Raw genomic sequence first — 23,083 nt, 5'->3', positions numbered from 1 at the left:
CCGCGCGGGTTCAGGCCGGGTTCTCCGGTCGTCGCCGCGCGGGTTCAGGCCGGGTTCTCCGGTCGTCGCCGCTCGGGGCCAGGTCCTCCGGCCGTCGCCGCGTAGGGTCAGGGCAGGTTCTCCGGCCGGTCCCGGCACGGTCAGGGCAGGTTCTCCGGCAGGTCCGCCGCCGATTCCTCCGGGGCGAGGTCCGGACGCAGCCGCAGCCAGGACGGCTGGCGCAGCAGCCCGGCCCGGGTACGGGTGCTGTAGCTGACCTCGCCGACCAGGCGGGGCAGCACCCAGTGGGCGTCACGGACCGGGGGCACCGGGTCGAAGGGGCAGGTGTCCGTCGCGGCGGCCCGCAGCAGCGCGGCCAGTTCGGCGCGTTCCGGGCCGCTCCAGCCGGTGCCCACCCCGCCGACGTACCGCAGCCGTCCGTCGGCGGACCGCTGGCCCACCAGCACCGCGCCCGGCAGGCCGGTCAACCGCCCCTTGCCCGGCAGCCAGCCGCCGACCAGTACGTCCTCGGCGCGCATGTTCCGGATCTTGATCCAGGCCCGGGACCGCACCCCCGGCTCGTACACCGAGTCCAGCCGCTTGCACACCACGCCCTCGAGTCCGTGCTCCCGGGTGGCCCGCAACGCCTCGGCGCCGTGCCCGACCACGGCGCCCGGCGTCGACCAGTACGGCCCGTCCAGGGCCAGGGCCTCCAGCCGGGCCCGCCGGTCCGCGTACCGCACGGTGAGCAGCGGCTGCTCCAGGTGGAGTACGTCGAACAGGACCAGGTGGACCGGGACCCGGGCCGCCATCCGGGCCGCCCGGGCCGGGGCGTGGGCGAGGCCCATGCGGCTCTGGAGCAGCTGGAAGTCCGCGCGCCCGTGGTCGTCCAGGGCCAGCACCTCACCGTCCAGGACCGCCGGGAGCCGGCCCAGCTCCCCGCCGAGGGGCTGGAGTTCGGGGTAGGCGGCGGTGATGTCCTCGCCGGAGCGGGCCCGCAGCCGCAGGGTGCCGTCGCCTGGGAGGTAGACGACCGTGCGCTGGCCGTCCTGCTTGGTCTCGTACGCCCACCGGGCGTCCTGCGCGGCGGGCGGCAGCCTGCCGGGAGTGGCGAGCATCGGCGGGATCAGCGGCAGTGCGGTCACGCAGAAGGTGTGGACCGGCCACGCCCGCCGCACGCGCCGCGCCGCACCCTTTCCCCCGAACAGGCCTCGGCCGCCCGGTCCCCCCGAACAGGCCTCGCCTGCCCGGTTCCGGCGCGCGGTCAGCGGTGGCGCAGGTAGGCCAGCACCGCCAGTACACGGCGGTGCCCGCTGTCGCTCGGCGGCAGGCCCAGCTTCAGGAAGACGTTGCCGATGTGCTTGCTGACCGAGCGTTCGGTGATGACGAGCGTGCGGCCGATGGTGGTGTTGTCGTGCCCCTCGGCCATCAGCTTCAGCACCTCGCGTTCGCGCGGGGTCAGCGAGTCCAGCGGGGAGTCCCTGCGGTGTGTCATCAGTTCCGTCACCACCTCCGGGTCCAGTGCGGTACCGCCGGCCGCGACCCGCTCCAGCGCGTCGAGGAACTCGTCCACCCGGCCCACCCGGTCCTTCAGCAGGTAGCCCACCCCGCTCGCCCCGCCGCCCAGCAACTCGGCGGCGTACGACTCCTCGACGTACTGCGAGAGCACCAGCACCGGCAGTCCGGGCAGCCGCCGACGCGCCTCCAGGGCGGCCCGCAGGCCCTCGTCGCGGAAGCCCGGAGGCATCCGCACATCCAGTACGGCGACGTCGGGCCGGTGCCCGAGCAGGGCCGGCAGGACCTCGGGACCGCTGCCCGCGACCGCGGCGACCTCGTGACCCGCCGAAGTCAGCAGCAGCACCAGGCCCTCCCGGAGCAGGGCGTTGTCCTCGGCGATCACCACACGCACGGCAGCTCCACCTCGATCACGGTCGGGCCCCCGACGGGGCTGCTCACCGTGGTCGTCCCGTCCAGCGCCGCGACCCGCCTGCGCATCCCGGGCAGCCCGGTACCCACCCCCACGGAGCCCCGGCGCGCGCCCGCGCAGACCCCGCCCGGGTCCCCGGAGACCAGGGGTGCCCCCGGTTCGGTCCCGCCCGTGCCCCGCTCGTCGGCGCCGCCCCGTCCCTCGTCGCGCACCCGTACCCGCAGCCCGCGCGGTACCCGGGTCAGCCGTACCTCGGCCGTGGGTGCCCCGCTGTGCTTGGCCGAGTTGGTCAGCGACTCGGCCACCACGAAGTAGGCCGCGGCCTCCACGGCGGCCGGCGCCCGCGCGGCGTCGGCGAGACCGTCCACCCGCACGGCCACCTCCAGCGCGCTGCTGGCGGCCAGCGCCCGCACGGCGCCCACCAGCCCCCGGTCGGTCAGGATCGGCGGATGGACCCCGCGCACCACGTGCCGCAGCTCGGTCAGTGCCTCCTCGGCCAGGTCCTGCGCCTCGGACAGCAGCCGGCGCACGGACCCGGGATCACGGTCGCAGGCCCGTTTCGCCAGGCCGATCCGCATCGACAGGGAGACCAGCCGGGCCTGGGTGCCGTCGTGCAGGTCGCGTTCGATGCGGCGCAGTTCGGCGGCGTGCGCGGCGATCGCGCCGGCCCGGGTCTGGGTCAGTTCCTCGACCCGCTCGGTGAGGCGGGCCTTCGGGGACGGCCTGAGCAGAGCGGTGGACCAGGCCGCGTCCAGGTCGGCCAGCCGGCCGATCAGCGGCAGCACGACCGCGCGACGCCGCAGCAGGCCGCACCACACCCCGTCCACGACCAGCCCGGCCGGCCACAGCGGAACCATCAGCACGGGCAGCCAGCCGTACAGGTAACAGGCCGCCATCCAGCGGAAGTCGGTGCGGGTCCCCGGGTCCCGCAGGGCCGTCCGCACCCGTTCCCGGACGGTTCCGGTGAGCGGCAGGTAGACCTCCGGGATCTCCCGGCCGGTCCACACGGCCGTCTGCCGCCGCTTGGCCCCGGCGATCCGCCGGACCAGCAGCACGGTCTCCGGCAGCAGGAAGGCACCCACCACCGCGACCGTGCCGACCGCGGTGAGCAGCAGCACGGTGATGAAGAGGTACGACCCGAAGGCCGTCGCGGCGGCCAGGACGAGCCGGCCGGTGGCTCGTCCCGCCTGCCGTACGACCGGGACGAACCCGGCGGGCGGGCCGCCCGCCGGGGGTACGGGCCGCCGCACCGGGAAGTCCGGGGAACGCCGCACGAGGCCGCTCAGCCCACCGGCTCGGCCGAGAGCTCGGCGGCCGCCGGGTCGGGCTCGGCGTCCGCCGGACGGCGGCCGGGCAGGAAGGCGGCGAGGACGAAGGCGAGGACGGCCGCGCCCGCGCCGATCGCCATGACCACCTTGAAGCCGTTCTCGGACGGGAGGGTGTGGCCGCCCAGGCTGATGGTCAGCTGGGCCAGGATCACCCCGGCCACCGCGCTGGCCACCGAGGTGCCGATGGACCGCATCAGCGTGTTGAGGCTGTTCGCGGCGGCCGTCTCCGACGCCGGCACCGCCCCCATGATCAGCGCGGGCATCGCGCCGTAGGCGAAGCCGACACCGGCGCCGATGACGCAGGAGACCAGGATCAGGTGCCAGACCTCGGACATCAGGACGATGTTCAGGCCGTAACCGGCGGCGACGATCACCGCGCCGGTCATGAGGGTGATCTTCGGTCCCCGCGCCTTGGTGATGGCGGCCGAGACCGGGGCGAAGGCCATCATGACCAGGCCCTGCGGGGCCATCACCAGACCGACCGTCATCATGGATCTGCCGAGGCCGTAGCCCGTCTGGGTGGGCAGCTGGAGCAGCTGCGGCAGCACCAGGGACATCGCGAACATCGAGAAGCCGAACGCGATCGACGCGAGGTTGGTGAACAGCACCTGGCGGCGGACGGTGGTGCGCAGGTCCACCAGCGGCTGGGCGGCGCGCAGTTCGAAGAAGCCCCAGGCGACGAGCACGACCACCGCGAGGGCGAACAGGCCGAGCGTGGTGCCGCTCGCCCAGCCCCAGTCTGCGCCCTTGGACACCGCGAGCAGCAGCGAGACCAGTCCGACCGCGAGGCCGACGGCGCCGACCGCGTCGAAGCGGCCGCCCGAGCGCACCCTGGACTCCGGCACCAGCAGCATGACCAGGGCGAAGGCGACGACGCCGAGGGCGGCCGAGGTCCAGAACAGGACGTGCCAGTCGTAGTGGTCCGCGATGAAGGCCGCGGTCGGCAAACCCAGCGCACCGCCGACACCCAGGGAGGCGCTCATCAGCGCCGTCGAACCGGCGAGGCGCTCCGGCGGCAGTTCGTCGCGCATGATGCTGATGCCGAGGGGCACCACGGCGGCCGCGAGGCCCTGGAGGGTACGGCCGACGATCATCGGGACCAGCGTGTCGCTCAGCGCGCACACCACCGAGCCGGCCACCAGCAGCACCAGGCTGATCAGCAGCATCAGCCGCTTGCCGAACATGTCGCCGATCCGGCCGGCCACCGGGGTCGCCACGGCGGCGGCCAGCAGGGTCGCCGTCACCGCCCAGGCGGCGTTGGACGCGGAGGCGTTCAGGTAGTTCGGCAGCTCGGGGACGATCGGGATGACCAGGGTCTGCATCAGCGAGACGGTGATGCCGGCCAGGGCCAGCACCGCCACCACCGCGTTCGGGTTCGGTCGCGCCGGTCTCGTGGACCCGGCTGACCGGACAGGGGCATCGGACATGGGAGAAGGCCTCCGTAGGCATGCAGGACGGGAAGCGACCGGGACTCAATTTAAGTCAGTCGCTTGACTTACTTTACTGGCAGGGCTCGGCCGCATCCGGCGGCGTCGCCGCGTAGGCTTTTTCGGCTGGACCCCGCCGCCCCGGGCGGGGCCCCGGTGCGGCGCGCGGGACCGGCCGGACCGGGTGGTGCGCGGTCCCGGAGCGGTGGTGGACATGGCGGGCAGGACGGCGCGGGCCGAGCAGGCGGGCGCCACGCGCGAGGCCATCCTCGGCACGGCGGAGCGCCTGTTCGCCGAGCGGGGCGTGTACGCCGTGTCCAACCGGCAGGTCAGCGAGGCCGCCGGGCAGGGCAACAACGCCGCCGTCGGCTACCACTTCGGCACCAAGGCCGACCTGGTCCGCGCGATCGCCGCCCGGCACTTCGACCGGATCGAGGAGATCCGGGTCCGGCTGCTGGCCGCGGTCGGCGACTCCGACGACGTCCGTGACTGGGTGGACTGCCTGGTCCGCCCGATCACCGAACACCTCGCGAGCCTGGGCAGCCCCACCTGGTACGCCCGCTTCTGCGCCCAGGTGGCGACCGACCCGGCCCTGTACGACATCATGATCGAGGAGTCCCTGGCCTCGCCCTCGCTGCGCGAGGCCGTGGCCGGACTGAACCGGCGTCTTCCGGAGCTGCCCGCCGAGGTCCGCGCCGAACGCGGCCAGATGGCGCGGACACTGATCCTGCACACCTGCGCCGAACGGGAACGCGCCCTCGCCGAGGGGACCGCCACCCCGCGCGCCACCTGGAGCGACGCGGCCACCGGACTCACCGACGCGCTGCTCGGACTGTGGCGGGCGCCCGTCACGGCGCCGCGGCCGCCCGCTACGCATCGAAGGTGACGACGACCTTCTCGGCCGCGCCCGGGGTGCGGGCCAGCTCGAAGGCGTGCGCCACCTCGGTGAACGGGACCCGGTGGCTGATCAGCCGCGCGAACCGCTCGTGGTGCTCGACCAGTTCGGGGGTGACCTCGAAGATCTCGGTGGGGTAGCCCTGCGAGGCGATCAGCGTCAGCTCGCTGCGCAGCATGCCGCCGAGGTCGACCTCGCCCCTCTTCTGCACGGCGACCATCACCAGCCTGGCGTGCCACCTGGCGTTGGCCACCACCGTGTCGAAGACGGCGGGAGCGCCGGCCGCGTCGAGGTAGATGCCGGTGCCCGGCCGGGGCTGGCCCAGCGCGTTGGCGCTCTGCCCGTGCAGTTCGGTGAGGCGGGCGGTGACGTCCTCCCGGGCGGAGTCGACCACCGCGTCCGCGCCCACGGCCAGCGCCTTCTCCAGCCGGGAGGGGATGACGTCGGCGACGACCACGTGCCGCACCCCCCGCAGCTTCAGCCAGATCACGGCGCCCAGGCCGATCGGGCCCGCGCCGAAGACCACCACCTGGTCGTCGGGCCCCGCCCCGGAGCGGTTGACCGCGTGCCGGGAGACCGCCATCGGCTCGTTGAGGGCGGCGACCTCGAAGGGCACGGAGTCCGGGAAGACCGCGACGCTCCGGCCGGCCTCGGCGTTCTCGATCAGCAGGTACTCGCTGAGCGCGCCGTACCTCCCGCCGCAGCCGATGATCCCGGTGGGCGCGTCCTGCGGGTTCACCACCACCCGGTCGCCCACCTTCAGCCCCGTGACGTCGGCGCCGGCCTCGACGATCTCGCCGGCCGGCTCGTGGCCCAGCGCGACCGGTACCAGGTCGCCGCCCAGATGCGCGCGGGCGGGCATGCCGCCCAGGTTCAGGAAGGTGACGTCGGTGCCGCAGACACCGCCCGCGCGGATCCGCACCAGCACGTCCTTCGGACCGGGCACGGGACGCTCGACGTCCACGACCTCGATCCTGCCGACGCCACCGGTCTGTACGGATTTCATCGTGGCCATGGGGTGACTCTCGCTTTCTGGGGTGTCTGGAAGGCGTCGGAAGGTCCGCCCGAGGAGGCGCCCTCGGGCCGGCCGGGCCGGGGGGAATGGGCCGACGGCCGGCCCGAGGGCCGCGCCGGTCCCCGTCCCCACGGGTCCGGCGCCGGGCCCGTCCGCCGGGCGGGCCCGTCGGGGCGGCCCCGCTCGGCGCGACCCCGATTACTTGAGTTAGGCAAGCACATGTGGCTTACTTGAGTCAAGCAAGCGAATTGACCGCCCCGAACGACGGGTCATTGCATGTCTGCGCCGCGAGGGAGGTGACGGTCGCCGCAGCTGACGTGGCCGGAGTGCGGACGGCGTCTCCGGGTGACCTGGAGCACGTCAGCCACCGGTCACGGAACTGGCCGGGAGCAGTCGGCATCACTCGTTTGCGTGTGTTCATCAAGGCCTCGCACCCATCGTCCCGGCGCTCCGCACCGAGCGGAGCCCCCCCCCACACCGAGGAGACAGAGATGGCCGACACCCTGACCGGCGCCGAACACGACCCGGCGGCGCGCGTACCCGGGTTCCCGATGCCGCGGGCCGCGGGCTGCCCCTTCGACCCGCCGCCGGCCCTGACCGCCGCCCAGCAGGAGGGCCCGCTCGCCAGGGTCCGGCTCTGGGACGGCAAGGACTACTGGCTGCTCACCCGGTACGCCGACCAGCGTGCCGTACTGCTCGACCCCCGGGTCAGCGCCGACCTCACCAGCCCCGGATATCCGCTCCAGGCGCCCGGCAGCGGCAAGAACGACATCGGCTTCATCCTGATGGACGACCCCGAGCACGCCCGGCTGCGCCGCATGGTGACCGCCCCGTTCGCGATCAAGCGTGTCGAGGCGCTGCGCCCGGCCGTGCAGACCATCGCCGACGACCTCGTCGACGCGATGCTCGCCGGACCGAAACCCGTCGACCTGGTCCAGGCCCTGGCGCTTCCGCTGCCCTCGCTGGTCATCTGCGCCCTGCTCGGCGTGCCGTACGACGACCACGACTTCTTCCAGGAGAACAGCAGGATCCTCATCAAACGGGACGCGGCGGTGGAGGAGCGGACGGCCGCGCACGGCGAGCTGATCGGCTATCTCGACGAGCTGATGGGCGAGAAGATGACGCACCCCGGCGACGACCTGCTGTCCGGGCTCGTGGCCCGGGTCGAGTCGGGGGAGCTGTCCCGACTCGACGCCGCGCAGATGGGCGTCCTGCTGCTGCTCGCCGGCCACGAGACCACCGCCAACATGATCGCTCTCGGTACCCTCGCGCTGCTCGAACACCCGGCGCAGCTGGCCCTGTTGCGGGACACCGACGATCCGAAGCTGATCGCCTCCGCGGTGGAGGAACTGCTGCGCTACCTGAGCATCGTGCACGGCGGCCGGCGTCGCGCCGTCCTCGCGGACATCGAGGTCGCCGGGCAGCTGATCCGGGCCGGCGAGGGCGTGATCCTGCCCAACGACCTCGCCAACCGCGATCCCGAGGCCTTCCCCGACCCCGACCGCCTCGACCTCACCCGTGACGCCCGCCGGCACGTCGCGTTCGGCTTCGGCGTCCACCAGTGCCTCGGCCAGCCGTTGGCCCGGATGGAACTCCAGGTCGTCTGCGGCACCCTCTACCGCCGCGTACCGGGCCTGCGGCTCGCCGCCGACATCGCCGAACTGCCGTTCAAGCACGACGGTTCGGTGTACGGGGTCTACGAACTCCCCGTCACCTGGTGACCCCACCCACTCCCCCCACGAACAGCAAGGAGCACACCATGCGTGTCGAACTGGACGAACCGAAGTGCGTCGCCTCCGGGCAGTGCGTGCTCACCGCTCCCGAGGTCTTCGACCAGCGGGACGAGGACGGCATCGCCTTCGTGACCGACGAGGAACCCGCGCCGGACAGCCTCGACGCCGTACGCGAGGCCGTGGCCATCTGCCCGGCCGCGGCGATCCGGCTGACCGAGCGGTGAACCGGATCGTCATCGTCGGCGCCTCGGCCGCCGGGCTCGCGGCGGCCGAGACGCTCCGCCGCGACGGCTACGCGGGCACCCTCACCGTCGTCGGCGACGAACCCCACGCGCCCTACGACCGGCCGCCGCTGTCCAAGCAGGTGCTGTCGGCCGAGTGGGCCCCGGACCGGGTGGCACTCCGCGCACCCGACGAACTCGACTCCCTGAAGCTGGAGTTGCGGCTCGGGGTGGCGGCCGCCGGGCTGGACACGGCGGACCGTTCGGTGCGTCTGGCCGACGGCCGAGTGCTGACGTACGACGGGCTGATCGTGGCCACGGGGGCACGGGCGCGCCGGCTGCCCGGGGAGGGCGCGCATGTGCTGCGGACCCTCGACGACGCGCTCACCCTCCGGGAGCGGATCGGGCCTGGACGGCGGCTGGTGGTGGTCGGCGCCGGGTTCCTCGGCGCCGAGGCGGCGGCCGTCGCCCGGAAGCTGGGCGCACAGGTGACCGTGCTGGAACCCGCCCCGGTGCCGCTCGCGCACGCCGTCGGCGAGGAGGTGGGGCGGGTGCTGTCCCGGGCCCATCTGGAACGTGGGGTCGACCTGCGGACCGGGGTCACCGTGACCGAGGTGTCGCGGGACGGGGTACGGCTCGCCGACGGGGAGGTCGTCGAGGCCGACGAGGTGCTGGTCGCGGTCGGTTCACGGCCGAACGTCGAGTGGCTGGCCGGCAGCGGGCTGACCGTGGGCGACGGGGTGGTGTGCGACGAGTACTGCGAGGCGGCGCCCGGTGTGTACGCGGCGGGGGACGTGGCCCGCTGGCACAACCCGCTGTTCGGCGTCGGGATGCGGATCGAGCACCGGACGAACGCGGCGGAGCAGGGGACGGCGGCGGCCCGCAATCTGCTCGGCCCCCGCACGCGCAAGGCGTTCGCGCCGGTGCCGTACTTCTGGTCGGACCAGTACGGGATGCGGATCCAGGCCTACGGGTACCTCCGGGGCGCCGAGGAAGTGCGTGTGGTGCAGGGGGATCTGACGGAGGGCCGGTTCGTCGCCGCCTATCGGAGGGGGGAACGGCTGGGTGGGGTGCTGGCGGTGGGCGTGACGCCGAAGGCGTTGCGGGGGTGGCGGCAGCGGATCGCGGTGGCGACGAGTTGGCGGGAGGCCGTCGGCTGAACCGGGGCGGGCTGGACGAGGCAGGGGAGCCGCAGGCCGGTGGTCGCCGGTCGCGCGGTTCCCCTGCCTCCTAACGGGACGCCAGACTCACCGCGTTGGCCGCGACCACCGCCCCGATCGCCGCCCACTCCGGGGCGCCCAGGGTCTGGCCCAGGACCAACCGGCCCACCAGCGCCGCCAGGACCGGGTTGACGCTCATGAACAGGCCGAAGGTCTGGGGCGGGACGCTCCGCAGGGTGAACAGGTCGGCCAGGTACGGGACCGCCGACGAGAGGACGCCCGCGGCCACCGCGCACAGGACCGCCCCGGCCGTCGGCGGGTGTCGCAGGCCCACCACGACCCCGATCGGCAGGAACGTCAGCGCGGACACGCACGCCGCCGCGGCCGCGCCCTGGGCGCCGGGCACCCGCTGCCCGACCAGCCGGTTCAGCAGGATGTACGACGCCCAGCAGCACGCGGCCACCAGGCCCAGCGCCAGCCCCGCGTACTCCGTCGACGGCCGCGGACGCATCAGCACCACCACTCCGGCCGCGGCCAGCACCGCGCACCCCGCGTCCAGCCGGCGGCGGGAGGCGGCCAGCGCGACGGTGAGCGGGCCCAGGAACTCCAGCGTGACCGCGAGGCCCAGGCCGATCCGGTCGATCGCGGTGTACAGGGTCAGGTTCATGGTGCCGAAGACCACCGCGAGCAGCAGCACCGGCCACCACTGCCGCCAGGTGAGGGCGCGCAGGCGGGGGCGGCCGACGGCGACCAGCACGAGGGCGGCGACGTACTGCCGTACCGCCACCACACCGAGCGGGCCGAGGACGGGGAACGCGAGGGAGCCGATGGCCGCGCCGGTCTGGTTGGACAGGCCGCTGCCGAACATGGTCGCCACCCCCTTGAGCCGGGCGGGGGCGGGCTCGGCCGGTATCGGGGAGGGCGCGATCGCCGGGTGTTCGAGAGCTCGTCTCATGGGGAGAGGGTGGTCCCGGCTCTCGTATGCGCACAATGCATGCGGGCCGCCATCTATACGATGAGCGTATGGATGGAGTGGAGCTTCGCCAGCTGCGCTGTCTCGTCGCGATCGTCGACGAGGGCACCTTCACCGACGCGGCGATCGTCCTCGGGGTGTCCCAGGCGGCCGTCTCCCGCACCCTGGCCGGGCTCGAACGGACCCTCGGGGTGAGGCTGCTGCGGCGCACCTCGCGGGAGGTCACGCCGACGGCGACCGGGCTGCGGGTGGTGGAGCGGGCCCGGCGGGTGCTGGCGGACGTCGCCGGGCTGGTCGAGGAGGCCGCCGCGGGGCCGGCCCGGCTGCGGATCGGGTACGCCTGGTCGGCGGTGGGGCGGCACACCGTCGCCTTCCAGCGGGGATGGCACGCGGCGCACCCCGCGACCGACCTGCATCTGATCCGGGTGAACTCGCCGTCCGCGGGACTCGGCGAAGGGGCCTGCGATCTGGCCGTGGTACGGCGGCCGTTGGTGGACCGGCGCTTCGACACGGCCATCGTGGGCCTGGAACGGCGGCTGTGCGCGACGGCCGCCGACGATCCGCTGGCCCGGCGCCGGTCCGTACGGCTCGCGGATCTCACCGGGCGGACCGTCCTGACCGACCGGCGCACCGGCACCACCACGCCCGAACTGTGGCCGCCGGAGCTCCGCCCGGCCGTCGAGGAGACCCACTCCGTCGACGACTGGCTGACCGAGATCGCCGCCGGCCGTGGCATCGGGGTGACCGCGGAGTCCACCGCCCACCAGTACCCGCGGCCCGGCATCGTCTACCGGCCGGTGCGGGACGCCGAACCGGTCGCCGTCCGGCTGGCCTGGTGGCGGGACGATCCGCACCCCGCCCAGCAGGCCGTGCTCGAACTGCTCAGCGAGCTGTACCGCACCGGCTGAGCGTGCGGTCCGGCCACGCCCCGCCGAGCAGTCCCGGCAATACGGCAGACAAAATTGTTGACAATCTTGTTTGGCTAGATTTACGTTCGACAGGCACTCACTCAGGGAGGGCACGATGCCGAAAGAAGCCCGTCCGACCAGCGGAGAGCAGGCCAAGCAGCATGCGCTCACGCTGCTGCGGCAGGCGATCCTGCACGGCGAGATGGCCCCGGCCCAGCGGCTGGTGGAGAACGAGCTCGCCGAGGAGTTCGGTGTGACACGGGCCAGCATCCGTGCGGCTCTGATCGATCTGGAGGCCCAGGGACTGGTGGAGCGCATCCGCAACCGCGGTTCGCGGGTGCGGGTGGTGACCGTGCAGGAGGCGGTCGCGATCACGGAGTGCCGCATGGTCCTGGAAGGACTGTGCGCGGCGAAGGCGGCCGTCGCGGCCAGCGACGAGCAGCTCACCGAGCTCGCCGACCTCGGGGCGGCCATGACCAAGGCCGTCGCCGACGGCGAACCGGTCACCTACTCCGAACTCAACCAGGAACTGCACGCCCGGATCCGGGTGATCTCCGGCCAGCAGACCGCCGTGGAACTGCTGGAGCGGCTCAACGCCCAACTGGTGCGGCACCGCTTCCAGCTGGCGCTGCGCCCGGGGCGTCCACAGCACTCCCTGAACGAGCACCTGGCGATGATCGAGGCGATCAGGGCCAGGGACCCGCAGGCGGCCGAGGCGGCCGTCCGCGCCCACCTCACGAGCGTGATCGAAGCACTGCGCGACTGAGCACGCCCGGGGCGGGGTGGGCGCACACCTGTCCACCAAGGAGATTTCTGCAATGACGCATGCCGACGCGCCCGCCACCAACCCACCGCGGTCCACCCTGGTCGTCACCGCACACGCGGGGGACTTCGTGTGGCGGGCGGGCGGAGCCATCGCCCTGGCCGCGTCCCGGGGCGAGAAGGTCACCATCGCTTGTCTGACCTTCGGCGAGCGAGGTGAGTCCGCCAAGGCGTGGCGCGAGGGCAGGAACCTCGAGGAGATCAAGGCGATACGCCGGGAGGAGGCCGAGCGGGCCGCCGCCGCGCTCGGCGCCGAGGTCCGCTTCTTCGACGCCGGCGACTACCCGCTGGTGGCCTCCGCCGAGCTGACGGACCGGCTGGTCGCCGTCTACCGCGAGACCCAGCCCGACGTCGTGCTCACGCACCCCGTCGACGACCCCTACAACGGCGACCACCCGGCCGCCAACCGCATGGCCCTGGAGGCCCGGATCCTCGCCCAGGCGATCGGCTACCCGGGCGAGGGCGACATCATCGGCGCCCCGCCGGTGTTCTACTTCGAGCCGCACCAGCCGGAGATGAGCGGCTTCCGGCCCGAGGTCCTGCTGGACATCACCGAGGTCTGGGACACCAAGCGCAAGGCGATGGAGTGCCTCGGCGCCCAGCAGCACCTGTGGGCCTACTACACCGACCTCGCGGTCCGCCGGGGCGTCCAGCTGAAGCGGAACGCGGGACCCAACCTGGGCCTGGCCCACGACACCATGGCCGAGGCGTTCATGCGCCCGTTCCCGCAGATCGCGAAGGAGCTGGCATGAGCGGCGTGATCGTCACCGACCCGCCGAAGGCGGAGCTGAAGGACGTCGACGCGCTGGCCGGCTTCGGGGTGGCCACCGTGAGCGAGGCGATGGGGCGGACCGGGCTCCTCGGTCCGGAGATCCGGCCCGTCCAGCAGGGCGTACGGGTCGCCGGTACGGCCGTCACCGTGCTCGGCTGGCCCGGCGACAACCTCATGATCCACGCGGCCGTCGAGCAGTGCGGCGAGGGCGACATCCTGGTCGTCACCACCACCTCGCCCTGTACGGACGGCCTGTTCGGCGAGCTCTTCGCGACCGCGCTGAAGCAGCGCGGGGTGCGCGGGGTGGTCCTCAACACCGGCATCCGCGACACCCAGGAGCTGCGCGAGATGGGCTTCGCCGCCTGGTCCCGGGCGGTCTCCGCGCAGGGCACGGTCAAGGCCACCGGTGGCTCGGTCAACGTGCCGGTAGCCATCGACGGCCAGGTGGTCCGCCCCGGCGACGTGATCCTCGCGGACGACGACGGGGTGGTGGTCGTACCCAGGGAACGCGCCCGCGAGACCGCCGAGAAGTCCGCGGCCCGTGAGGCCAAGGAGGCCGCGACCCGCGCCGCCTTCCTCGACGGCCAGCTCGGCCTGGACCGCTACGGACTGCGGGAGACGCTCCGGCGGCTCGGCGTGGAGTACCGGACGTACGAGGAGTACGAGGAGTACGAGGAGCAGGCGAAGTGACCGGGTCCGAAGAGGTGCGCTGCATGCTGATGCGCGGCGGCACCTCCAAGGGCGCGTACTTCCTGGCCGGGGACCTGCCCGCCGGCCCCGCCGCCCGGGACGACCTGCTGCTGCGGGTCATGGGCAGCCCCGACCCGCGCCAGATCGACGGCCTGGGCGGGGCGCACCCCCTCACCAGCAAGGTGGCGGTCGTCTCGGCGTCGGAGGATCCCGAGGCGGACGTCGACTACCTCTTCCTGCAAGTGGCGGTCGACCGGCCGGTCGTGACCGACCGCCAGAACTGCGGCAACATCCTCGCCGGCGTCGGCCCGTTCGCCGTGGAGCGGGGGCTCGTGGCCGCCGGTGACGGCGAGACGTCCGTGCGCATCCGCATGCTCAACACGGGGGAGTCGGCGGTCGCCACCTTCGCGACCCCGGGCGGGCGCGTCGACTACACCGGGCATGCCGAGATCTCCGGAGTCCCGGGCACGGCCGCCCCGGTGGTGATCGAGTTCCCGCCCGGACGGAAACCGCTGCTGCCCACCGGCAACGTCCGTGACACCGTCGCCGGTACCACGGTGACCTGCGTCGACAACGGCATGCCGACCGTGCTCGTCGCGGCGAGCGCCCTCGGTGTCACCGGGTACGAGACGCCCAAGGACCTGGAGGAGAACCTCGCCCTGGCCGACCGGCTCCACGAGATCCGGCTGGCGGCGGGCGGACTGATGGGCCTCGGCGACGTCGAGACCGCGACCGTGCCCAAGCTCAGCCTGCTCGCCCCGCCCCGCGCCGGGGGCGCGGTCGCCACCCGGACCTTCATCCCGGTGCGCTGCCACACCTCGATCGGCGTCCTCGGCGCCGCCGGCGTGGCCGCGGGCCTGCGGCTGCCCGGCGGGGTGGGGGAGGGGATCGCCCGGCTCCCGGACCACGGGGACCGTCTCCGCATCGAACACCCCACCGGTTTCCTGGAGATCGACGCCGGCGTCGACCCAGGAGCCGACGGCAACCCGCCGGCCGTCCGCCGCACCGCGGTCGTCCGCACCGCCCGCAAGATCTTCGACGGCACCGTCTTCCCCCGTGCCGCCGCCGTCCCCGCACAACCCCAAGGAGGCAACGATGGCCCCGCCCCTCGGTGACATCGCCCATGTCGGCCATGCCCAGCTCTTCACCCCGGACCTGGACGCCAGCGTCGCCTTCTTCACGGACTACCTCGGACTGACCGTCAACGGCCGCCACGGCGACACCGTCTACCTGCGCACCTTCGACGACTACGAGCACCACAGCCTGGTGCTCACCGCCCGCGAGCAGCCCGGCCTCGGCCGGCTCGCCCTGCGCACCTCCAGCGAGGAGGCGCTGAACCGGCGGGTCAGGGCGGTCGAGGAGGCGGGCGGCACCGGCCACTGGACCGAGGACGAACCCGGACTCGGCAAGCTCTACGTGACCACCGACCCGGACGGCCACGAGCACGCCCTCTACTGGGAGAGCGAGCACTACCAGGCCCCCGACGGGCTCAGGCCGGCGCTGAAGAACCAGCCGCAGGCCAAGCCCAACCGGGGGGTCGGCGTCCGCCGCCTCGACCACGTGAACTTCCTGGCCGCCGACGTGCTCGCCAACGCCGATTTCCAGGAACGGGTGCTGGGCGCCCGGCCGACCGAGCAGATCCGCCTCGACACGGGGCGGATCGCCGCCCGCTGGCTGACCTTCACCAACAAGTCGTACGACGTCGTCTACACGTCCGACTGGACCGGCTCGGCCGGACGCCTGCACCACATCGCGTTCGCCACCGACACCCGTGAGGACGTGCTGCGCGCGGCCGATCTCGCCATCGACAGCGGGGTGTTCATCGAGACCGGCCCGCACAAGCACGCCATCCAGCAGACGTTCTTCCTGTACGTCTACGAGCCCGGCGGCAACCGCATCGAGCTGTGCAACCCGCTGACCCGGCTGGTGCTGGCCCCCGACTGGCCGCTGATCACCTGGACCGAGGCCGAGCGGGCCAAGGGGCAGGCCTGGGGCCTGAAGACGATCGAGTCCTTCCACACGCACGGGACACCGCCGGTCGCCTGATCCGCCACCGGTCCGCAAGGGGGGTGCCCGGCGCACGGCTGTGCGCGGGGCGCCCTCTTTCGCTTTCCTGAGATTGTTAACAAAAACGTTGACACTCGGGATCGGGGTCCTTAACGTCTAGCGCACCACGGGCCAGCCGCACGAGCCGCGCGGCCCGCTCACTGATCCCCTCCAGGGAACGCCTCCTGGACGAGAGGAAAACAACGATGTCCTCCTCACCCGCCCCCTCCGCCCGCGGCGGCAGACTGGCTCTTCTGGTGGTCGGCCTGTGCTGGCTGGCCGTGCTCTTCGACGGCCTCGACATGTTCATCTACGGCTCGGTGCTGCCCCACCTGCTGGAGACGAAGACCTTCGGCCTCACCGCGGACCAGGCGGGCGACCTCGGCTCCTACGCCACGTTCGGCATGCTGGTGGGCGCCCTGACCGCGGGCACGGTCGCGGACCGGATCGGCCGCAAGCAGCTGATGACCGGCTGCGTCACGCTGTTCTCGCTGGCCTCCGGCATCTGCGCGGTCTCGGGCAGCGTCGCGGTCTTCGGCCTCGGCCGCACCCTGGCCGGGGTCGGCCTCGGCGGGCTGCTGCCGACCGCGATCAGCATGGTCTCCGACTACGCCAGGGGTGGCCGGGTGGCGATCACCATCGGCCTGCTCATGACGGCCCACCACGCCGGGGGCATCCTCTCCGCGTACGTGGCCAAGTGGCTGATCGACCCGTTCGGCTGGCGGTCCGCGTTCTGGGTGTGCGTGCTCCCGCTGCTCTTCGTCCCCGTCCTGATCCGGTTCCTGCCGGAGTCGCTGAGCTTCCTGGTCGCCAAGGGCCGCACCGCGGAGGCCGCCGACCTGGCCGACCGCTACCAGGTCGAACTGCCCACCGCCGCGGCCAGGAAGACCGCCGCCGACCGCTGGGACGCGCTGCTCGGCCTGTTCCGCGGCGGCGAGTGGCTCCAGACCCTGCTCTACTGGCTGGCCTCCTTCGGCGGTCTGCTGCTGGTCTACGGTGTCGCCACCTGGCTGCCCACCCTGATGCGCACCGAGGGCTACGCACTCGCCAACGCCCTCACCTTCGTGGTCGTGTTCAACCTCGGCGGGATCGTGGGCATGCTGCTGGCCGGCCGCGCCGCCGACCGCTTCGGCGCCCCGCGCATCGCCGCTGTCTGGTTCGCCCTCACCGCCGTCGGCGTCTATCTGCTCAGCGTCCACCTGCCGATGGGTGTGACCACCCTGGTCGTCTTCCTCACCGGCGTCTTCCTCAACAGCGCCCAGACGATGATCTACGCGACCGTCTCCATCCGCTCCACCCCGGACAACCGCGCCACCGCCGTCGGCTGGACCTCCGGCATGGGCCGCTTCGGCGCCGTCTTCGGCCCGTGGCTGGGCGGCCAGTTGCTCGCGGCGGGCAACGGCGACTGGGGCTTCACCGCGTTCGCGCTGGCCGGTGTCTCCTCGATGGTGTTCATCGGCATCGCCGCCCTGCGCTCGGCGCGACAGCCGCGGGCCCGCGAGGACCGGGAGGAACTGGCCGCCGCCCACTGACGGCACGTCCCAGCGGTCCGGCGCCGCGCTCCTTCCACGGGCGCGGCGCCGCTTTTCCCTCACTCCTCCAGATCGGGCTGGGCCTCCAGCCCGGTGCACGCCAGTTTCCCCTCGACGTCGGCGCAGGCCTCCACGCCGCGGGGCGTCGGCACCGCGAGCATCGGACTGGTGTAGCCGGCGGAGTCCTCGGCGGGATAACTCGCGGAGAGCACGTCCTGCCCGGCCCTGACCGACACCTCCCGGGCGTGCGGGGTGTGCAGCCGTACCTCGGACCAGGCCGTGCCGCAGGTGGGGGACCAGCGCAGCCGGACGTCGTAGGCGGCGTCGGCGACGGCGCTCTTGGTCTGCGCGTCCCGGGCGCACGCCGAAGCGTTCGGCAACTCGCCCTGACAGGACCGGCCGTGGCACCTCGGCGCCGCGGACACGGGCTGCGCGTCCGGCGTGCCGCGCCGGTACGACACGGTCACGGCGGTGGCCGTGACCCCGGCCACGGTGAGCAGTGCGAGCACGGTCAGCGGCAGCCGCCACCACCGCCCGGCCCGCGGCTGCCGCGCGGCCGGCTCGACCGCCGGCTCCGCCTCGGCGGCCTCGTACAGCGCCAGTACGGTGGCCGGATCGGCGCCTGCGAGCCGGGCCAGCGCCTCGACGGCCGGGCGCGGCGGCCGTTTCGCGCCGGAGAGGTAGCGGTGCCAGGCCGACTTGCTGTACGGGGTGCGGGCGGCCAGCGCCGCCAGGCTCAGCCCCGTGCGCTCCTTGAGCTCGCGCAGCCGCGCCGCGGGCGAATCGTCCGGTGGGGTGGTGGGCGCTCCTTCGGGGTGCCGCATGGTGCGTGCCTCGACTTCATTACGCTATGGGCGTTTCGCCCCTGTTGTCGGGATGGCTTCCCATGGGAACCGGGCCCGCAATCGGCGGACAGGTGTGAAGACGGTGAAACGGGGGGCGCGTCGAAGGCCCGTTCGTGAAACCCGGGGGTTCCCGAACAGGCCTCGACGGTCAGGGAGTACGGCGGGAGCGGGGCGTCAGTGCCGCGGGGGTGTCAGCACCAGGGAACGGCGTGCCCGACCCGGACGTAGCGGGCGGCGACGTACCCCTCGCGGTGCGGGAGCCGGTACCAGGTGTGGTTGCCGCGCACCGAGCCGCCGTACGCCTTGCAGGTCACCGGGACGAGCCGGTTGCTGTGTCGGTGGCCGACGACGCGGTAGCGGGTGCTCGGGCCGGAACGGACGTTGAGGCGGACGTGGTGCGTGGTGACCCGGCCGACGCCGCGGTACCCGTAGTGCCGGTGGTGAGGGCGGGCCACCTGGGCGGGCAGGGTGGTGTAGTTGTAGTACTGCACGATTCCCTGGGGCGCGGGGATCGGGGTGGCGGCGCTCGCGGTGGCGGCTCCGGCCGTGGGCAGGAACGCGAACACCGCGACGGTGGCCAGCAGGCCGTTCTTCAGGATCCGACGGGACATGGAAACCTCCGTGCTGTCGTGCTCGTGACCACGAAGCGTGATCACGATGGGGAGGATTGCCGTGACCGGCGGGCGCCATGTCGTCCCCGCGTGCCCGGGGACGCGTGGGACGTTCCCGGGGACGGGGGGCGTGGGGCACGGGCGGTGAGACGAGTGGCTACTTACTTGAGTTACGCAACGACATGGTAAACTGGCCGGTATGTCCACGGAACCGCTGTCCAGCGTCCCCGCCGCGACCCCGGAGGTCGTGGAGATCGAGCGCGCTCTGACGCGCATCACCTATCTGAGCACCCGCGCCCGTCAGCACGAGCGGCTGATGACCCTGGCGGGCGTCCCGCTGGACCGGGCCGCGGTGGCACTGCTGCGCCAGGTCGCCGACTCCGAGCCGCTGCGCCCGGGGGAGCTGGCGCAGCGGCTCGGAGTCGAGGCGTCGCACGTGACCCGCACGGTGCAGCAGCTCCAGCGGTCGGGCCATGTCACCCGCGTCCCGGACCCCGACGACCGCCGGGCCCAGCGGATCGAGCTCACCGACGCCGGCCGGGAGGCCGTCGACCGGGTCCGGGACGCCGGCGCCCGCGGCATGCAGCTGGCCCTCGGGGAATGGCGGCCCGAGGAGCTGCGTCAGCTGGCCGTGCTCTTCCACCGCATGGTGGACGACTTCCTGTCGTACGCGGTCGAGGACGAGCCCGCCGAGGGGTGACACCCCGGCCCCGCAAGGCCCTTGGATCTCAACCCGGCACGTCCGACCCATTGACGTGTCATTGCCACCCCCTTACCTTTCGGTCGAAGTTCCGTACGTCGTTCGATATTACGAACATGCTGGCCGCCGGAAGGAACCCTCCACACCGTGAGACGTCTCATCGGCCGGGCGCTGACCGCCGTCCTGGCCGCACTCGCCCTGATCCTGACCGCCACCCCCGCTCACGCGGCCGTCCCCTCCTCTCCCGCCGTGACCTTCACCAACCCCCTCGCCGAACAGCGGGCCGACCCGCACATCTACAAACACACCGACGGCTACTACTACTTCACCGCGACCGTCCCCGAGTACGACCGGATCGTGCTGCGCCGGGCCGCCACCCTCCAGGGCCTGGCCACCGCCCCCGAGACCACCATCTGGACCAAGCACGCCGGCGGTGTCATGGGCGCACACATCTGGGCGCCCGAGATCCACCACATCGACGGCAAGTGGTACGTGTACTTCGCCGCCGGCTCCACCAGTGACGTCTGGGCGATCCGCATGTACGTCCTGGAGACCGACGCCGCCGACCCGCTCACCGGCACCTGGACCGAGAAGGGCCAGATCACCACCGCCTGGGAGAGCTTCTCGCTCGACGCCACCACCTTCGTCGTGAACGGCGTGCGCTATCTGGCGTGGGCGCAGCACAACCCCTCCGAGGACAACAACACCAGCCTCTTCATCGCCGAGTTGGCCAACCCCTGGACCATCAGCGGCACTCCGGTGGAGATCTCCCGGCCCACGCTCTCCTGGGAGACGGTCGGCTACAAGGTCAACGAGGGCCCGGCCGTCGTCCAGCACGGCGGCAAGGTCTTCATGACCTATTCCGCCAGCGCCACCGACGCCAACTACTGCCTCGGCATGCTCACCGCGTCCGCGTCCTCGGACCTGCTCGACGCCGCCTCCTGGACCAAGAGCCCGACGCCCGTCCTCAAGACCGACGCCGCGACCTCGCAGTACGGGCCCGGGCACAACTCGTTCACCGTCTCCGAGGACGGGAAGTCGGACGTCCTCGTCTACCACGACCGCAACTACAAGGACATCACCGGCGATCCGCTGAACGACCCCAACCGCCGTACCCGCATGCAGAAGATCTACTGGAACGCCGACGGCACCCCGGACTTCGGCGTCCCGGTCGCCGACGGCGTCACCCCGGTCCGCCTCTCCTCGTACAACTACCCGGACCGCTACATCCGCCACTACGACTTCCGCGCGCGGACCGAGGCGAACGTGACCGACCTCGCCGACTCCCAGTTCCGGATCGTCAGCGGACTCGCCGGCACCGGCACCGTCTCGCTGGAGTCGGCCAACTACCCCGGCTACTACCTGCGGCACAGGAACTTCGAGGTGTGGCTGGAGAAGGACGACGGCACCGCCACCTTCGACGGCGACGCCTCGTTCCACCAGCGGGCCGGCCTCGCCGACCCGGCCGGCCTCTCCCTGGAGTCGTACAACTACCCGGGCCGGTACGTACGGCACTACGACAACCTGCTCTACGTCCGGACGGTCAGCACCACGCTGGACAAGCAGGACGCCACCTACTACCAGGAGTAGGGCCCGGCGCGGACCGGGACCGTACCGCCGGGTAATATCCGGCGCAGGTCGTCAGAGGAGGCTGCGTGTCCCGGTCCGAACGTTCACCCCTGTTGCTGGCGGGGCTGCTGGCCGCCGCCGGTGTCGCCCATTTCGCCGTGCCGAAGCAGTTCGACGCCACCATCCCCAAGGCCCTGCCGGGGTCGCCGCGGACCTGGACGTACGGGAGCGGGGCCGTGGAGCTGGCGCTGGCCGCGGGGATCGCGCTGCCGCGCACCCGCGCGGCGGCGGCCCGGGCGGCCGCCGCCTTCTTCGTCGGCGTGTTCCCCGCCAACGTGCAGATGGCCGTCGACTGGCAGAAGCGGCCGCAACCGTACCGGACCGCGGCCCTCGCCCGGCTGCCGCTCCAGGTCCCCCTGGTGCTGTGGGCGCGCGGTGTCGCACGTGACGAGGAGGGCCGCTAGATGGCCGGAACCATCGAGGTCGGAACCACGGTCGAGGACTTCGCGCTGCCGGACGAGACCGGTACGGTCCGGACGCTCACGGAACTGCTGGCCGACGGGCCGGTCGTGCTCTTCTTCTACCCGGCGGCCCTGTCGGCGGGCTGCACCGCGGAGGCCTGCCACTTCCGGGACCTGGCGGGCGAGTTCGCGGCCGCCGGCGCCCGGCCCGTCGGGATCAGCGGGGACACCGTGGAGCGGCAGCAGGAGTTCTCCGGCAAGCACACCCTCGGCATGCCGCTGCTCTCCGACGCCGACGGCACGGTCCGGGAGCTGTTCGGCGTCAAGCGCGGTTTCTCGCTCGCCCCGACCCGGCGGGCCACCTTCGTCATCGCCCCGGACCGTACCGTCCTGGAGGTTGTCCGCAGCGAACTGCGCATGAACACGCACGCCGACCGGGCCCTCGCCGCGCTCCGCGCCCACGCGGGGGAGTGAGCCCGGTCGTCAGCCCGCGGCCCGCCGGCCGATCCCGTCCAGTTCGACGACCGCGTCCCCCGGCAGCACCAGGGAGGCGGCGGCGATGTTCTCCCGCAGGTGCCCGGGGGAGGAGGTGCCCGGGATCAGCGCGATGTTCGGGGAGCGTTGCAGCAGCCAGGCCAGTGCCACCTGCTGCGCCGAGGCACCGAGCCGGTCCGCGACCTTGCTGAGCGTCTCGGACTGGAGCGGGCTGAAACCGCCCAGCGGGAAGTACGGCACGAAGGCGATGTTCTCGGCCGCGGTCCGCGCGACCAGCGCGTCGTCCTGCCGGTTGGCCAGGTTGTACAGGTTCTGCACGGTGACCACGGGCGCGATCGCCCGGGCCTCGGCCAGCTGCCCGGCGGAGACCGTGCTCAGCCCCAGGTGCCGGACCAGACCCGCCTCGCGCAGTTCCGCCAGCGCGCCGAACTGCTCGGCCACCGGGTCCTCGTTCGGGGTGTCCATGTCCCCCAGACGCAGGTTGACCACGTCCAGGGCCTCCACTCCGAGGCTGCGCAGGTTGTCGTACACCTGCGCCTTCAGGTCCTCGGGGTGCCGCATCACCACCCAGCTGCCGTCGGCGGCCCGCCGGGCGCCGACCTTGGTGACGATCCGCAGCTCCGCCGGGTAGGGGTGCAGGGCCTCCTTGATGATCTCGTTGACGACCACCGGGCCGTAGAAGTCGGCGGTGTCGATGTGCGTGATGCCCGCGGCGACCGCGGCGCGCAGCACCGCGACGGCCCGCGAACGGTCCTTCGGCGGGCCGAAGACGTGCGGCCCGGCGAGCTGCATGGCGCCGTAGCCGACGCGGGTGAGGGTCAGGCCGTCCGCCGGGGTCAGGGTTCCGGCGAGCTGTGCGGTCATGGTGTCGTGCCTCTCGGAAGTGCCGGGGAGCACCGGCGGGACCGGTGTTCCCTCTCCTCACCGACCACCCTGCGGCGACCGCCTCCGTCGTGGCTAAGCCCCGGTGTTCC

At 72.9% G+C, this 23,083-nt stretch carries 24 protein-coding genes; 15 read left to right on the top strand and 9 right to left on the bottom strand.

What is annotated here, in order from left to right:
• Positions 1-140: 140 nt before the first annotated feature.
• The 4 genes from AAW13_RS34070 to AAW13_RS34055 form a co-directional block, all read right to left on the bottom strand.
• Positions 141-1,097 (bottom strand): ATP-dependent DNA ligase, encoded by a 957-nt coding sequence (locus AAW13_RS34070; protein WP_046732564.1) that lies wholly within the window; start codon positions 1,095-1,097, stop codon positions 141-143.
• Positions 1,098-1,243: 146 nt separating this feature from the next.
• The gene (locus AAW13_RS34065) at positions 1,244-1,888 is read right to left on the bottom strand and encodes a LuxR C-terminal-related transcriptional regulator (protein ID WP_046732550.1); all 645 of its coding nucleotides are present in this window, start codon (positions 1,886-1,888) and stop codon (positions 1,244-1,246) included.
• Positions 1,876-3,156, bottom strand: a complete 1,281-nt coding sequence (locus AAW13_RS34060) for a histidine kinase (protein ID WP_079179066.1) — start codon at positions 3,154-3,156, stop codon at positions 1,876-1,878. The genes AAW13_RS34065 and AAW13_RS34060 overlap by 13 nt, the downstream gene beginning before the upstream one ends.
• 32 nt (positions 3,157-3,188) lie before the next feature.
• Entirely contained in the window at positions 3,189-4,661 is a 1,473-nt protein-coding gene (locus AAW13_RS34055; protein ID WP_046732551.1) for an MFS transporter, read from the bottom strand.
• Between the two features lie 214 nt (positions 4,662-4,875).
• Between AAW13_RS34055 and AAW13_RS34050 the strand changes: the two genes are divergently transcribed.
• A complete protein-coding gene (locus AAW13_RS34050) occupies positions 4,876-5,547 on the top strand; it encodes a TetR/AcrR family transcriptional regulator (RefSeq protein WP_046732566.1) in 672 nt (223 codons plus the stop codon).
• Here AAW13_RS34050 and AAW13_RS34045 read toward each other — a convergent pair.
• On the bottom strand, positions 5,531-6,571 hold the full coding sequence (locus AAW13_RS34045; protein ID WP_046732552.1) for a zinc-dependent alcohol dehydrogenase: 1,041 nt from the start codon (positions 6,569-6,571) through the stop codon (positions 5,531-5,533). The genes AAW13_RS34050 and AAW13_RS34045 overlap by 17 nt on opposite strands.
• A gap of 491 nt (positions 6,572-7,062) precedes the next feature.
• Here AAW13_RS34045 and AAW13_RS34040 point away from each other — a divergent pair, with 491 nt between their 5' ends.
• From AAW13_RS34040 to AAW13_RS34030, 3 genes are read left to right on the top strand one after another with little or no spacing between them, the layout of a single operon-like run.
• Positions 7,063-8,292, top strand: a complete 1,230-nt coding sequence (locus tag AAW13_RS34040) for a cytochrome P450 (protein ID WP_046732553.1) — start codon at positions 7,063-7,065, stop codon at positions 8,290-8,292.
• A 38-nt stretch (positions 8,293-8,330) separates the two neighbouring features.
• Positions 8,331-8,528 carry a ferredoxin gene (locus tag AAW13_RS34035; protein WP_046732554.1) on the top strand — a complete coding sequence of 66 codons (198 nt, stop codon included), beginning with the start codon at positions 8,331-8,333 and terminating at the stop codon, positions 8,526-8,528.
• On the top strand, positions 8,525-9,685 hold the full coding sequence (locus AAW13_RS34030; RefSeq protein ID WP_046732555.1) for an NAD(P)/FAD-dependent oxidoreductase: 1,161 nt from the start codon (positions 8,525-8,527) through the stop codon (positions 9,683-9,685). The genes AAW13_RS34035 and AAW13_RS34030 overlap by 4 nt, the downstream gene beginning before the upstream one ends.
• Before the next feature lie 70 nt (positions 9,686-9,755).
• Here AAW13_RS34030 and AAW13_RS34025 read toward each other — a convergent pair whose 3' ends face one another.
• Entirely contained in the window at positions 9,756-10,562 is an 807-nt protein-coding gene (locus AAW13_RS34025; RefSeq protein WP_046732567.1) for an EamA family transporter, read from the bottom strand.
• A gap of 146 nt (positions 10,563-10,708) precedes the next feature.
• Between AAW13_RS34025 and AAW13_RS34020 the strand changes: the two genes are divergently transcribed.
• The 7 genes from AAW13_RS34020 (at position 10,709) to AAW13_RS33990 (ending at position 17,428) form a co-directional block, all read left to right on the top strand.
• Positions 10,709-11,566 carry a LysR family transcriptional regulator gene (locus AAW13_RS34020; RefSeq protein WP_046732556.1) on the top strand — a complete coding sequence of 286 codons (858 nt, stop codon included), beginning with the start codon at positions 10,709-10,711 and terminating at the stop codon, positions 11,564-11,566.
• Between the two features lie 115 nt (positions 11,567-11,681).
• Positions 11,682-12,332 (top strand): GntR family transcriptional regulator, encoded by a 651-nt coding sequence (locus AAW13_RS34015; RefSeq protein WP_046732557.1) that lies wholly within the window; start codon positions 11,682-11,684, stop codon positions 12,330-12,332.
• A gap of 52 nt (positions 12,333-12,384) precedes the next feature.
• Positions 12,385-13,140, top strand: coding sequence for a PIG-L deacetylase family protein (locus AAW13_RS34010; RefSeq protein WP_046732558.1), 756 nt, complete (start codon positions 12,385-12,387; stop codon positions 13,138-13,140).
• Positions 13,137-13,850, top strand: coding sequence for a 4-carboxy-4-hydroxy-2-oxoadipate aldolase/oxaloacetate decarboxylase (locus AAW13_RS34005; protein ID WP_046732559.1), 714 nt, complete (start codon positions 13,137-13,139; stop codon positions 13,848-13,850). Before AAW13_RS34010 ends, AAW13_RS34005 begins: the two co-directional genes overlap by 4 nt.
• Positions 13,847-14,965, top strand: coding sequence for a 4-oxalomesaconate tautomerase (locus tag AAW13_RS34000; protein ID WP_240528808.1), 1,119 nt, complete (start codon positions 13,847-13,849; stop codon positions 14,963-14,965). The genes AAW13_RS34005 and AAW13_RS34000 overlap by 4 nt, the downstream gene beginning before the upstream one ends.
• Positions 14,946-15,896 carry a VOC family protein gene (locus tag AAW13_RS33995; protein ID WP_046732560.1) on the top strand — a complete coding sequence of 317 codons (951 nt, stop codon included), beginning with the start codon at positions 14,946-14,948 and terminating at the stop codon, positions 15,894-15,896. The genes AAW13_RS34000 and AAW13_RS33995 overlap by 20 nt, the downstream gene beginning before the upstream one ends.
• A 206-nt stretch (positions 15,897-16,102) precedes the next feature.
• Positions 16,103-17,428 (top strand): MFS transporter, encoded by a 1,326-nt coding sequence (locus AAW13_RS33990; RefSeq protein WP_046732561.1) that lies wholly within the window; start codon positions 16,103-16,105, stop codon positions 17,426-17,428.
• 59 nt (positions 17,429-17,487) lie between these two features.
• Here AAW13_RS33990 and AAW13_RS33985 read toward each other — a convergent pair whose 3' ends face one another.
• Both AAW13_RS33985 and AAW13_RS33980 read right to left on the bottom strand, forming a co-directional pair.
• Positions 17,488-18,252 (bottom strand): XRE family transcriptional regulator, encoded by a 765-nt coding sequence (locus AAW13_RS33985; protein WP_071659773.1) that lies wholly within the window; start codon positions 18,250-18,252, stop codon positions 17,488-17,490.
• 212 nt (positions 18,253-18,464) lie between these two features.
• Positions 18,465-18,884 carry an SH3 domain-containing protein gene (locus tag AAW13_RS33980; RefSeq protein ID WP_046732483.1) on the bottom strand — a complete coding sequence of 140 codons (420 nt, stop codon included), beginning with the start codon at positions 18,882-18,884 and terminating at the stop codon, positions 18,465-18,467.
• Positions 18,885-19,083: 199 nt separating this feature from the next.
• Between AAW13_RS33980 and AAW13_RS33975 the strand changes: the two genes are divergently transcribed.
• From AAW13_RS33975 to AAW13_RS33960, 4 genes are all read left to right on the top strand, one after another.
• Complete coding sequence (locus tag AAW13_RS33975; RefSeq protein WP_046732484.1) at positions 19,084-19,584, top strand: MarR family winged helix-turn-helix transcriptional regulator; 501 nt, start codon at positions 19,084-19,086, stop codon at positions 19,582-19,584.
• A gap of 147 nt (positions 19,585-19,731) precedes the next feature.
• The gene (locus AAW13_RS33970; protein WP_046732485.1) at positions 19,732-21,174 is read left to right on the top strand and encodes a family 43 glycosylhydrolase; all 1,443 of its coding nucleotides are present in this window, start codon (positions 19,732-19,734) and stop codon (positions 21,172-21,174) included.
• A 65-nt stretch (positions 21,175-21,239) separates the two neighbouring features.
• Entirely contained in the window at positions 21,240-21,617 is a 378-nt protein-coding gene (locus tag AAW13_RS33965) for a DoxX family protein (RefSeq protein ID WP_046732486.1), read from the top strand.
• On the top strand, positions 21,618-22,088 hold the full coding sequence (locus AAW13_RS33960) for a peroxiredoxin (RefSeq protein ID WP_046732487.1): 471 nt from the start codon (positions 21,618-21,620) through the stop codon (positions 22,086-22,088).
• Positions 22,089-22,097: 9 nt separating this feature from the next.
• Here the strand turns inward: AAW13_RS33960 and AAW13_RS33955 are convergent, their stop codons facing one another.
• On the bottom strand, positions 22,098-22,973 hold the full coding sequence (locus tag AAW13_RS33955) for an oxidoreductase (RefSeq protein ID WP_046732500.1): 876 nt from the start codon (positions 22,971-22,973) through the stop codon (positions 22,098-22,100).
• Between the last annotated feature and the right edge of the window lie 110 nt (positions 22,974-23,083).

It is taken from the genome of Streptomyces humi (assembly GCF_001005085.2).
In the GTDB taxonomy this organism is placed as follows: Bacteria; Actinomycetota; Actinomycetes; order Streptomycetales; family Streptomycetaceae; genus Streptomyces; species Streptomyces humi.
Note: the sequence above shows the minus strand (reverse complement) of the source record. Positions and strands in the feature narration are given on the sequence as shown.